A 12,250-nucleotide genomic window follows, 5' to 3' on the forward strand; every position below is an offset into this window, starting at 1 on the left:
GGTCGCGAGCGCCGTCGCATTGTCGAAGTCACGTCGTTGCCGGCCGACCCTCCCGTACCCCAGTGTGCCGGACATCATCCCATCGACGAAGGCTTCATCGTCCAATGTGGTCGAAGGCCTGGGTCCGCCACGCCGCATGGGACACCATGACCCCGACACACCGTCTCATCGGGGCCACAGCAACCCGCATGCGCGGCGGCGGCATCGGTGGTCCCGGTGCCGGCGGTGCCCGCATGGGCGGATGACGTGGCCTCTGATCCTGAGGCCCCCGAACCCTTGGCCCCTGACTGTGCGGCCCCCGCCTTCGTGTCGGCGAAGCGGGTCTCGGCCGCAGCGCTCGTGGACGTGCTCGTGGCCGGCGATGTCGATGCCGACGTCGCGGTCGTCGCGGTCGTGGCGGTCGCAGCCGTTCCTTCCGCCGTCCCCGCAGCAACCCCGGCTGGCCCCGCCGTTTCCTGCTCGGTGTTCGACTTGCCCGTGAGGATCGCGTACAGGGTGTCGACCATGTCGCCGAATGCGGCGCTGTGCTTGTCGCGCGGGCGGGGCAGATTGACGGGCATCTGCGCGATGAGATGGCCGGGATGCGGGCCCAGCACGACCACGCGGTCGGCCATCTGCACGGCCTCCTCGATATTGTGTGTCACGATGAGGATGGACTTGATGCCCCGGTTCTTCTCCTTCCAGAGCTTGAGCACCTCCTGGCGTAGATTCTCGGCGGTGAGCACGTCGAGCGCGGAGAAGGGCTCGTCCATGAACAGTGCGTCGGGCCGCAGGACGAGGGCGCGGGCGATGCCCACGCGCTGGCGCATGCCGCCGGACAGCTCCTTGGGGTAGGCGGATTCGAAGCCGTCCAGACCGATGGAGTCGATCGCGGCCAGGGCGACCGGGGTGCGTTGGCCGCGCGGCACTCCGCGCGCCGCCAGACCGAGCTCCACGTTGTCCTGTACGGTCAGCCAGGGCATGAGCGCGAAGGTCTGGAAGACCAGCGCCACTCCCGGGTTCGGGCCACTCAGCGGCGTTCCCCGGTAGGCGACCGTCCCGGCGCTGGGTGGCACGAGGCCCGCTAGGATGCGCAGGAAGGTCGATTTGCCGGCGCCGGAGCGTCCCAGGATGGCGACGATCTCGTCTTCGTGCAGGTCGAAGGACAGGTCGTGCAGCACGCTGAGCGCGGTGCCGGTGTCCGAGGTGAAATGCTTGTCGATGTGCTGCGCGCTGATGATGGTCGTGGGGTCGGCGCCGTTCCCGGCGTCGTGTGCCGTGGCGGTGCTGCCTGCGCTGGTGTGGATGCCTGCGCTGGTGCGGTTATCTGTCTGGTTATCTGCGGTGATGCCTGCGGTCTGCTGGACCGTCCGGTTGGTGGTGGTCATGATGTCTCTCGTTTTCTCGGTCGGTGTGGCGCCGTCCTGCGGTGCAGTGGTGGTGTTCGTGGTGTCCGTATCGTGTGTGTCGTTCATATCGTTCAGGTTCATGGTCGTGTCGTTCATCCGCCGCTCCCTTCAGACCGTCAGGGCGTAGCGTCGGTTGGCGAGCCGCTGCAGCGGTTCCCAGAACAGCCGGTTGATGGCCACGACGAGCACGCCCATCACGGCCACGCCGATGAGCACGCGGGTCATGTCGCCGGTGGCGGTGGCGCTCGTGATGTACGAGCCGATGCCCTGGGCCGTGAGCGTGTGACTGCGGTAGCTGACCACCTCGGAGACGATCGAGGCGTTCCAGGCCCCGCCCGCGGCGGTGATGCCTCCGGTGCACCAGGAGCTGAACACGGCCGGCAGGATCAGGGTCTTCCATCGCATCCATCGGCTCAGATGCATGTTGGCGGCCATCTCGCGCAGGTCATCGGGGATCTGGCTGGCCCCGGCGATCACGTTGAAGAGGATGTACCACTGCGTACCCAGCGCCATGAGCAGGATCGAACCCCAGCCGATGTCGATGTGCCAAGCGACGAACCACAGCGTGACGAAGGGGAAGATGAAGTTCGCGGGGAAGCTCGCCAGGACCTGGATGATCGGCTGGGCGAACCGCGATATCTTCGGGGTCATGCCGATGACGGCGCCGATCGGCACCCAGATCAGGGAGCACAGCACGATGAGCAGGGCCACGCGCAGGAAGGTCAGCCCGCCCAGTGCGAAGGCGTAGGCGAGCTCGCCCAGACCGGTGTCGTGCCGGATGGTCACCAGCATGTACACCACGCCCGCCGCCAGCAGGATCCAGACGATGACATTGAAGACGAGGTCACCGGCCCGCCGGCGCCGCGGATCGGCCGGGCGGCTCGCGCCGGTGACGCCGAATGGTCGCATCATGCGATCGAGCAGGTCGCCGATCGGGCGCAGCAGACGGCCGAGCCATTCGTCGACGTGCGACTGCCGGATGATGGTGAGCACGAGGCTGGTGCTCACGGCGCTCGAGGCGTTCTGCGTGATGCGGAACTTCTCGGCCCATGCGGTCAGGGGTTTCCATAGCAGGAAGTCGATGGCCAGCACGACGAGCACCATGGCCACGATGGCCCAGCCGATGCCTCCGAACCGTCCTTCGGCCGCACTCTGCGCCACGAAGCTGCCGATGCCGGGCAGCGCGTAGGTGCGGTTGTTCACGGAGATCATCTCCGAGGCGGTCAGGAAGAACCATCCGCCGCTCACGCTCATCATGCAGTTCCACAGCAGCGGGATGCAGGCATTCGGCACATCGAGCGTCCAGAACCGCTGCCATGAGGTCAGCCGCAGGTTCTTGGCGGCTTCGACGAGCTCCTTGGGTTCGCTGCGCAGCGAATGGTAGAAGGAGAACGTCATGTTCCAGGCCTGGCTGGTGAAGATCGCGAAGATCGAGGCCGCCTCCACGCCGAGCATGGAGCCGGGGAAGAGCGTGAGCCAGAACGGCACGCTGATCGACAGGAATCCCAGGATCGGCACGGACTGCAGGATGTCGAGCAGGGGGATGAGGATCTTGCCCGCCCGCCTCGAGCGTGCGGCGGCCAGGCCGTAGATGAAGGAGAAGACGAGGGAGACGAGCAGTGCGACGGCCATGCGCAGCACCGAACGCATGGCGTAGTACGGCAGCTGCGCCACGTCCGTGGAGACGCCGGAGGGCACGCCGTGCGGCCCGATGGGTGCGGCTATGGTCGGCAGGAGGTAGGCGATGAGCCCGCCGAACGCGAGGATGCCCGCGACGACCAGGCAGTCCGAGAGGATGCGGGTGGTCAGGGGGGCGGGGCGTGTGTCGCCCTCGCCCGCGATGGCGCGCCGATTGAATGTGAACGTCATGATAACCGATTCCTTGATGACGGTTGTTGCGGTACCGTCCACGGGTATGGGCCGTGGGCATCACCCGGATTGGCGGGGTGGTCATTCGAATCGGGACGATCTGCGGGTATGCCGTCGGTGTTGCGGGGCGATGTGCCGATCGTGGTGGTGCACATATCGTTGCACATGCCGGTGCGCACGCCGCTGCGCCGCATTCGATGGGGAACGGGGCGCGGGGCACGATCGGCACCCCGTCGCATCAGCGTATAACGAAGATGCATACGCATATGCATACCGAAGATGCCTACCGAAGGCGCATATCGGGGATTGCCGTATTCGAATGGAAAGGATGGGGGAGCGTGAAACGACGCCATTGATGATGGCCGCCACTACTGGGAGGATCGTCCGCCATGGGTCCCACCCCCTTCGCGTCGTGTGCGTGATGCACTGTGTCCGTTGCCGTACTGATGTAAGCAGGCATGCCCGGAACGACCGCGTGGAAGTGAATGAATGCCATTCGCCTGAATCGTCATCGTTTGAGCTTTAGCATCGCCGGGCCGTGGAGCTGCATTAGTCAGTGCCTTGAATCGACAGAAACTGTTGACCTGCTTGCAGTGTCTCCACTGCTTTGCGGTAGCAACCCATATCCCTGCGGTAGCCTTGCCTACCGACACGACCAAACCTAAAGTGCTGCGCGTGCGTTGTCAACCTCGACGGGGCGGCGCGACCCATCTGTCCCATGGATTTCCTATAATGAGAGTTTGTTATGCCGAGAATCGGGTTGCCGCATGGATCCGATCCTCATCAGGTTCAGCCGCCCGGTGGTCACCATCGGATCGGCGAATCGGCCGGCTTCCCGGAGGGTGTCCCCCGGGGATGAACGATTCGGGCGTCCGCGCACCATACGGTGACGCGGGGTGCGCCCCAGGATGTGCGTCGATATGCGGCGACGACAGGAGATAATCATGGTTAATGCCGTTGAGGCGTTCAACGCCAAGCACACGAAGTCCGTCGCGGACATTCCGGATTTCCGTTCCGGTGACACCATCGACGTCGATGTGAAGATCCAGGAGGGTGCCAACACCCGTATCCAGACCTTCACCGGCGTGGTGATCGCCCGTCACGGTGCCGGTGTCGCCCAGAGCTTCATCGTGCGCAAGGTCAGCTTCGGCACGGGCGTCGAGCGCCGCTTCCCGCTGCACTCCCCGTCCATCGATGCCATCCGCGTCGTGCGCCGTGGTCGTGTGCGTCGCGCCAAGCTGTACTACCTGCGCTCGCTGCGTGGCAAGGCCGCTCGTATCGTCGAGCGCCGCGACAACAGCGAGAAGTAGTCGCTGTCCGACGGACGATCGGCCTCGTGCCTCCTCGTCCGTCCGGTTGCTTGCGGCGGCCCGGCTTCCTTGTGGAGCCGGGCCGCCGTCGTATTCCGCGGGCCGAGTACAGTGGTGCTTCGTTGGAGTGATGCGGAGGGATATATGCGGCGACCTGGTATGCGGTCCGGCGTCATCGGTGAATACGATGACGTCGGCAGCGGCGACGCCGACAAGGATCTTCACACACTCGAGGTCGCCGGGTATGGCGTGAACCCCACGCCGGCCCCCCGGTTCGCGCTCTCCCATCCGCGGCACGGGCGCGATGACGGCGGCGAATCGGGTTGGCGCGACACGTTGGTGTGGTTCGGCGTCCCGGTCATCGTCGTGCTGCTGGTCCGGCTCTTCCTTTTCGGCTTCTATTCCATACCATCCGGCTCCATGATGGGCACCATCGAAGTGGGCGATCGGGTCATCACGAACCAGCTCGCGCCGAGGATCGTTCCGGTGCACCGTGGCGATGTCATCGTGTTCCGCGATCCGGCCAACTGGCTGGCCGATGAGCAGAGTTCCCGGAACAACGATCTCATCAAACGGCTCATCGGCATGCCCGGTGACGTGGTGGCCTGCCAGGGCGCCGGACACCCGGTCACGATCAACGGCGTGGAGATCGACGAGCGCACCTACATCCGGCCGGGCGTGGATCCGAGCAACTTCGCCTTCAACGTCACGGTCACCCCGGGGCATGTCTTCGTGATGGGGGACAACCGCTCGAATTCCGCCGATTCACGCTATCACCAGGACGACGGTGACCAGGGGCTCGTACCCATGAACGACGTGCTGGGCGTCGCCATGGTCACCTACTGGCCCTTCGATCGCATCGGCAGGCTCGATGCCCACCATGAGGTGTTCCGCAACGTGCCCGACCGAAACGGCAAACTCCAATGACCGTTCCCGCCGCATCGTCCCGCCGCGTTCCCGCCGGTTCCCGCGGCCACGACTCCGCAGGTTCCCCTGGTCGCGCCTCCGCCGGTTCCCGCCGCCATACCCATGCCGTACGCCCGACGCTCGATCTGGAGCGCGAGCTGGCGGCCAGCGGGTACGACCTCCTGGTCGGATTCGACGAGGTGGGCCGCGGGGCGCTCGCCGGACCGGTGATGGTCGGTGCCGCCGCCATAGCCACGTCCGATCTGGCCAAACGTCAGGTGCCCGAGGGTGTCGCCGACTCCAAGCTGCTCACCGCCCACCGCCGTGAAGGCATGCTCGACGCCCTGTGCTCCTGGTGTACCGCCTACGCGGTGGGACAGGCCACGAACACCGAGATCGACGAATGGGGCATCAGCCACGCGCTCGGCATCGCCGCGTTGCGCGCCCTGAACAACATCGAACAGCATCTCGCCGTCGTCGCGCCCTATCGCATCGGCGCCATACTCGACGGCCCGAACGACTACATCACCAAGGCCCTCGACACCTTCGACGCGTCCCTGCTCGCCATCCCTGCCGAGATCACCACCCGCGTCAAGGCCGACCAGCAGTGCGCCAGCGTCGCCACCGCCTCGGTCATCGCCAAGGTCACCCGCGACCGGCTCATGGTCAGCATCGCCCAGGGCAACCCCGCCTACCGCCCGTACCATTGGGCGCAGAACAAAGGCTACGGTTCCGCCGAGCATCGAGCGGCCATCGCGCGGTACGGTGCCACCGACCTGCATCGCCGCTCCTGGCATCTGGTATAGCCGCATGTGGTGTAACGGTATCTGGCATGACCGTATCTGATATAGACCCGTATCTGGCGTAATGGCATCTGGCGTAGATTCGCCGCTGCGGTATGCTCGATGTCAGAGTCGAAGCCGATCGTGAGTTGGCCGGACACCACCCACGCAGGGGAGCGCAATATGACAGAGAACCGAAAGGCCGGCCGGCGGCCGTCGATGTTCGAGGTCGCGAAGATGGCCGGGGTGAGCCACCAGACGGTCTCCCGCGTCATCAACGATTCGCCCGACGTGTCGCCCACGACTCGTAAGCGCGTGCGTGAGGCTATCAGGACGCTCGATTACCACCCGAGCAACTCCGCGCGGGCGCTCGCTTCGCGCCGGTCCCACACCATCGGTCTGATCGCCGGGGGATTGCGGCTCTTCGGCCCCATCTCGACCATCACCGCCATCGAGGGCGTGGCCCGTGCACACAGCCTGTTCATGTCCGTCTCGCTCCTGTCCGAGCCCGACTTCACGCCGAGCGAGTTCCGCGCGATGTGCGATTCGTTCGACGAGCAGAACGTCGACGCCTTCCTCTTCCTCACCCCCACGGACGAGATGTTCGCCGCGGCCTGCCGTGTCGACGTCTCCCGCCCCCGAGTCATCGTCACCTCGACCCACGGGGGCCTGAGCATGAGCGCCGCGGGCCGCATGATGCATGTCGAAAACCGACGTCGCACGGCCCTGGTCGGCATCGACCAGTGGGGGGCGATGGCCGATGTGATGGCCCTGATCGGTCGGTACGGCCACCGTTCGGCGCTGTATCTGGCCGGTCCGAGCAATTGGCGCGATGCCGCCACCCGCATGATCGCCTGGCGCAAGCTCGCCGCCGAGCATTCGGTCGCTTCCCGCGTCGTGCAATGCTCGAGCTGGGATGCCTCCGAGGCCTATGCGCGCATGAACCACGTGCTCGACCGCTTCGGCTTCTCCGGCTCAACCAAACCGACCGTGGTGGTCACCGCGAACGACGCGCAGGCGGTCGGCGTCATCCGCGCCCTGCACGAGCACCGCATCCGCATACCGCAGGACATCAGCGTCGTGGGCTTCGACGACATCTCCGGGGCTGACGAACTCTACCCGCCGCTGACCACCGTGCGACCCCGGTTCCACGAATTGGGCACGGCCGCCATGCGCGAAGCCCTGCGCCTGCTCGGCGAGGGGGAGGAGACCGTCTACGCCGCGAGCGCGCACGGCGTCGGCCTCATCCCCGCCGAACTCGTCCAGCGCGCCTCCCTCGGCCCGGTGCCCATCGCATGAGTGGTATGACGGATGACGGCGTGGTGAATTGCGGCATGGTCAATCGTGGCATAGCAGATGACGTCAAAGCGGACGACGGTATGACGGGTCACGGTATAACGGATGGCAAATGACGGTATGACGGATATGCGCGGGTCGGATGGCCCGCATCGAAAGGATGGCGATGGTATGCGTGGCGCGACTGTGCAAACCGGTGATCTGATCTTCCTGCCCGATGACGGCAAGATGTTCTCGGACATGATTTCCCGGAGCACTGCCATGTCGAAGGACTCGGTTGCGCTGAACGGCAAGACTGCGGCGGCGACGAAAACGCTGGGATCGCGGGATCCGGAGACATCGAACGGCGCGCCGGCCCCCGTCCGTGCTTCCCTGCCCACCTACACGCATGTGGCCATGGTCGAACGCGGGGATGACGGCGTCCACATCATGCATGCCACGGTCAAGCGTGGCTGCATTCGCCAGTCTCTCGCCGAGTTCATCGCCGACCGTGGCGCTGGCGCTGACGTCTTCCGCGCCAGCCGTGCGCTGCGCGATCCCCGCTCGATCGTCAGGCGTGCCCGGGCCATGCTCGGCGCCCCGTACAACCCCAGCTTCCGCATCGAACAGTCCGGCTACTACTGCTCGGAATTCGTCTTTCAGGCCTTCGCCAACGAACACCTGTTCCATCTCACGCCCATGACCTTCGGCCCCGATCGCTCGGTGCTGCCGCAGTGGGTCGACTACTACCGCAAGCTTGGCCTGCCGATCCCCAACGGGGAGTGGGGCACAAGCCCCAACTCCCTCCTCGCCGGGCAGGCGTTGCGATTCATCGGGGCGCTCGCCGACCTCGACCGTCTGGGGTAGGAAGACGGTGTCGGCGGGGTCTCTGCGCATCGCTGGACGCCGCTGTATCGCTTGGCATCGCTCGGGCATGACGGCTGGAACGGCGCCCGCACGCGTGTGCGCGACGGCGCCCGGCCATGACGGACCTACGCCGTTGTGACAGAGCCGGCATGCGTGTGCGCGACGTCATCCGACTGGTACAGTGAAGCGCATGACCTCTGACAGAGACCACGATATTGATGTCGACGCGTTGACATCTCAAGAGATGGTGCGCATCCCGAAAGACGAATTCGCGTATCCGGGTCCGGTTCGCGATGTCCTGGTCGCCTCGATCCTTGAGGGACGCAAAACCAGCACCGCCTGCCTGCACAGGGAATTCGAAATCCTCGACGAGGAGGCCCCGAAAGCAGGTGATCTCAGGATGCTCATCGACTCGCATGAGCATGATCTGGCGATTCTGCGCTATACCTCCATCGAAACCAAATGCTTCATCGATGTTGATGACCGCCATGCCATGGATGAGGGCGAGGGGTACACGGATGCGGCCGGGTGGCGCACAGTCCACGCCGATTTCTGGAATTCCCCGGAGTACCGGGATGAATTCGGTGAGAATTTCACGATTGACGACGACACCTTGGTGACGTTGGAACGCTTCGAGGTGGCCCGGCTGCTCTAGGGGTCCGGCGCGCCCGGGGCGGCATTCGATGATGTGGTGGAGTGGCGACGACCGTGCTCTCGGCGCTCACCGGAGCCGTGTGGGCCTCATGAACGACGTGACTAAGCTCGTCTGCACTCGCCGATGGTCGGTCGTCGTGGACTCGCATGACCACGGCGACCCGCGCACCAGATAGGTGGCGCTGATGCTGCAGGTTTACGCCTGGATCCCCGAACAAAAGTGGATAAGGGCGTGTGTTCGCGGTTTTCCGCTCGTTCTCGGGCCATTGCGAGCGGGTCGTTCACTTTGTGTAGTCAATTCCGGATAGCTTCGACTCGACGGCATTGGAGAACGGCAATATACCGCCAATTCGTGTGACGGCCTGACTCCGGAAACCGTCGGTGCCCGCAAAAAAGACTACACAAAGTGAGGCAGGGGCCAAATCGTCGGCATGAAGGTCCCGTTTGGCGCTGTGGAACCCGGCATACGCGGGCTCATGGGCGCACGTCTATGCGCCCGAGCTCATGCGCATGCGCCCGCGCTCATGCGCATACGCTCGCGCTCATGAAAGGGTGTACTTGCGCACATGAGAGAGCGCTCGCGCGCACCCACGCACCCACGCGCGACCAGTTTCGGCTCTGTCGAACGGGGAGCAAAGGCCTCGCGATGATCAACAGTGGCAGCGTCGCGGATTTGCTCCACCTTCTCGTACATATCCTGGAACGGCCAGTGGCGGTTCCACTGCAACCAGCTGACCGTACTCTCACCGGCTCGAGCCGTACCGGGAAGCTTGTTGTAGCAGAATGGGCATGCGGTTGACCAGGCGCATTGTTGTAGCGGGACGGGCATGCGGCTGATCGGGTTCATATCGACACACGCGGGGTTGAGTATTCTCCGACGAGCTATACAATAGATATCACGAATGTGAGCGCTAACAAGGAAGCTAACGATAAAGTTAAAGATGAAGCTTGCGACATGGTTCAAGCCACAGGGGTGCAGCCCGCAAGGGAACAGGCCCCGGCGGCGCACGCCACACGTTGCATACCATCTGGCGGCTGAGTCGATGCGCGGGCATTCGATTCGGATTGGTATGCAGACCGGGCGGCGAACGCGGCGCCACCGGGGCGGCAGGGATACGCGAAGTACACGAAGGAGTGCACGGCATGACAACGCAATTGGCCGATTCCACAGTGCCGGAGGCGGGTGCGGGCGGGGATATGGACGCGGATGCGTCCGCCATCGCGACCGCGACCGTGACAGAGACAGAGGCAGAGAATGCGACTGCGACTACGACCGCGACAGCGCCTGCTACCGGGACCACGCCCGCGGCAGGGAGTGCGACCACGACTGCGACCGCGGCAGGGAATGCGACCGTTACCGCGATACTCGAGGGCAGGACCTCGCTGGGCATCGAATTCGGCTCCACACGCATCAAGGCCGTGCTGATCGACGACAGCTACCGCACGATCGCTTCGGGCGATCACGCGTGGGAGAACCATCTCGAGGACGGGTTGTGGACCTACCCCCTGGAGGAGGTGTGGTCGGGTCTGCAGGATGCCTACGCCGCGCTTGCCGCCCAGGTTCGGGAATCCTACGGCGTGCCGCTCGCCCGCGTCGGAGCGCTCGGGTTCTCGGCCATGATGCACGGCTATCTCGCGTTCGACGCCGATGACCAGCTGCTGGTGCCGTTCCGCACGTGGCGCAACACCAACACCGGCGAAGCGCACAGGAGACTCTCGTCGCTGTTTGGCACCAACATCCCCGAGCGCTGGTCCATTGCGCACCTGTACCAGTGCCTGCTTGACCACGAGGAGCATGTCTCCCGGGTCTCCTTCATGACCACGCTGGCCGGCTACGTGCATTGGCGTCTGACCGGGCGCAAGGTCATCGGCGTGGGGGATGCCTCCGGCATGTTCCCCATCGACCCGGAGACCCGCACCTGGGAGTCCGCGATGCTCGACCAGTTCGACGCGCTCGGCGAGGTCGCCGCCCAGCCGTGGTCGATCCGCGACCTGCTGCCCGAGACCCTGGTCGCCGGAGAGTCGGCGGGGGAGCTGACCGCTGAGGGCGCGGCGCTCCTCGACCCCAGCGGCACCCTGCGGCCCGGTGTCCCGTTGGCGCCGCCCGAGGGCGATGCGGGCACCGGTATGGTCGCGACCAATGCGGTGCGGGTCCGCACCGGCAACGTTTCGGCCGGCACGTCGATCTTCGCGACTGTGGTGCTCGAGCACAAGCTCGCCCGCATGCACCCGGAAGTCGACATCGTGGCCACCCCGGCCGGTGATTTGGCGGGCATGAGCCACGCCAACAACTTCACCTCCGACCTCAACGCCTGGGTGAGGGTCTTCGGCGAATTCGCCAAAGCCGCGGGCCTCGCCCTCGACCCCGCGGATCTGTACGGCATCCTGTTCAAGGCCGCGGTGAGTGAGGACGCCGACCCCGACGCCGGCGGACTGCTCAACTACTGCTTCTACTCCGGCGAGTTCCTCGCGCGGCTCGAAGAGGGCCGCCCGGTCTTCGCCCGCGGTCCCGAGGCGCGGATGTCACTGGCCAACTTCATGCGGGCCCAGCTCTTCGGCGCCTTCTCCCCGGTCAAGATCGGCATGGACGTCATGACCAAGGACGAGGGGGTGCGGGTCGACTCCCTCGTGGGTCACGGCGGCATCTTCACGACGCCGAAGGTCGCGCAGCGCATCCTGGCTGCCGCCTTCGACGCCCCCATCACGGTCATGTCCACAGCGGCCGAGGGCGGCGCCTGGGGCATGGCGGTCCTCGCCGACTACCTGCGTCACGCCGACGTCCCCCTCGCCGACCATCTCGACACCCGCGTTTTCGCCGACGCCCGCTCCACCACCGAGCGGCCCGACCCCGAGGATCTGGCGGGATTCGAACGCTATTTCGCACGCTTCATCGAAGGTCTGCCCATCGAGCGCGCGGCGGTCAAGGCGATTCCCTTGGAGCGGTGAGGTGCGGTAGAGCGCGGCGGGGCGTGCAGGGAACGCTGGGCACGGATTGATCGCCGCAACCGTGCCGACGCCTGCCGCTCCCGATGCAATCCCCCTGACGTCCCCACGCGAACACGACCGCGAACACGACCGCGAACACGACCGCGAACACGATCACGATCACGACCGCGAACACGACCGCGAACACGATCACGATCACGACCGCGAACAGCCCACGAATACACAGTCACAAGTAACCAACGAAAGGAACACC

General features: G+C 65.3%; 8 protein-coding genes, 1 pseudogene and 1 riboswitch. Of the genes and pseudogenes, 7 read left to right on the plus strand and 2 right to left on the minus strand.

What is annotated here, in order from left to right; genetic code table 11:
* Positions 1-469: 469 nt before the first annotated feature.
* Positions 470-1,220 (minus strand): annotated as a pseudogene (locus tag BMON_RS10585) (ABC transporter ATP-binding protein); the annotation flags it as partial.
* Positions 1,221-1,496: 276 nt separating this feature from the next.
* A complete protein-coding gene (locus tag BMON_RS06375) occupies positions 1,497-3,260 on the minus strand; it encodes an ABC transporter permease (RefSeq protein WP_420307749.1) in 1,764 nt (587 codons plus the stop codon).
* Positions 3,261-3,757: 497 nt separating this feature from the next.
* Positions 3,758-3,915: riboswitch (M-box (ykoK) riboswitch) on the minus strand.
* Positions 3,916-4,201: 286 nt separating this feature from the next.
* On the opposite strand from BMON_RS06375, the gene rplS reads away from it, so the two are divergent.
* The 7 genes from rplS (at position 4,202) to BMON_RS06410 (ending at position 11,997) form a co-directional block, all read left to right on the plus strand.
* Positions 4,202-4,567: a 50S ribosomal protein L19 gene (rplS, locus tag BMON_RS06380; protein WP_033512611.1), complete on the plus strand. Its 366-nt coding sequence runs from the start codon at positions 4,202-4,204 to the stop codon at positions 4,565-4,567.
* A 144-nt stretch (positions 4,568-4,711) separates the two neighbouring features.
* The gene (lepB, locus tag BMON_RS06385) at positions 4,712-5,494 is read left to right on the plus strand and encodes a signal peptidase I (RefSeq protein ID WP_420307737.1); all 783 of its coding nucleotides are present in this window, start codon (positions 4,712-4,714) and stop codon (positions 5,492-5,494) included.
* A complete protein-coding gene (locus BMON_RS06390) occupies positions 5,491-6,279 on the plus strand; it encodes a ribonuclease HII (RefSeq protein WP_081882951.1) in 789 nt (262 codons plus the stop codon). The genes lepB and BMON_RS06390 overlap by 4 nt, the downstream gene beginning before the upstream one ends.
* A gap of 159 nt (positions 6,280-6,438) precedes the next feature.
* On the plus strand, positions 6,439-7,554 hold the full coding sequence (locus tag BMON_RS06395) for a LacI family DNA-binding transcriptional regulator (protein ID WP_033512701.1): 1,116 nt from the start codon (positions 6,439-6,441) through the stop codon (positions 7,552-7,554).
* A gap of 168 nt (positions 7,555-7,722) precedes the next feature.
* The gene (locus BMON_RS09290; protein WP_161786325.1) at positions 7,723-8,397 is read left to right on the plus strand and encodes a YiiX/YebB-like N1pC/P60 family cysteine hydrolase; all 675 of its coding nucleotides are present in this window, start codon (positions 7,723-7,725) and stop codon (positions 8,395-8,397) included.
* A gap of 190 nt (positions 8,398-8,587) precedes the next feature.
* Positions 8,588-9,052 carry an ASCH domain-containing protein gene (locus BMON_RS06405; RefSeq protein WP_081969646.1) on the plus strand — a complete coding sequence of 155 codons (465 nt, stop codon included), beginning with the start codon at positions 8,588-8,590 and terminating at the stop codon, positions 9,050-9,052.
* A 1,142-nt stretch (positions 9,053-10,194) separates the two neighbouring features.
* Positions 10,195-11,997, plus strand: a complete 1,803-nt coding sequence (locus BMON_RS06410) for a xylulokinase (RefSeq protein WP_237745361.1) — start codon at positions 10,195-10,197, stop codon at positions 11,995-11,997.
* The last annotated feature ends 253 nt before the right edge of the window (positions 11,998-12,250 follow it).

It is taken from the genome of Bifidobacterium mongoliense DSM 21395, assembly GCF_000741285.1.
Lineage (GTDB): Bacteria > Actinomycetota > Actinomycetes > Actinomycetales > Bifidobacteriaceae > Bifidobacterium > Bifidobacterium mongoliense.

Bases quoted from the DNA above. Each gene is read 5' to 3' on its own strand.
- BMON_RS09290 (WP_161786325.1), top strand. From the start codon at position 7,723: ATGCGTGGCGCGACTGTGCAAACCGGTGATCTGATCTTCCTGCCCGAT.
- BMON_RS06405 (WP_081969646.1), top strand. From the start codon at position 8,588: ATGACCTCTGACAGAGACCACGATATTGATGTCGACGCGTTGACATCT.
- BMON_RS06395 (WP_033512701.1), top strand. From the start codon at position 6,439: ATGACAGAGAACCGAAAGGCCGGCCGGCGGCCGTCGATGTTCGAGGTC.
- rplS (WP_033512611.1), top strand. From the start codon at position 4,202: ATGGTTAATGCCGTTGAGGCGTTCAACGCCAAGCACACGAAGTCCGTC.
- BMON_RS06390 (WP_081882951.1), top strand. From the start codon at position 5,491: ATGACCGTTCCCGCCGCATCGTCCCGCCGCGTTCCCGCCGGTTCCCGC.
- lepB (WP_420307737.1), top strand. From the start codon at position 4,712: ATGCGGCGACCTGGTATGCGGTCCGGCGTCATCGGTGAATACGATGAC.
- BMON_RS06410 (WP_237745361.1), top strand. From the start codon at position 10,195: ATGACAACGCAATTGGCCGATTCCACAGTGCCGGAGGCGGGTGCGGGC.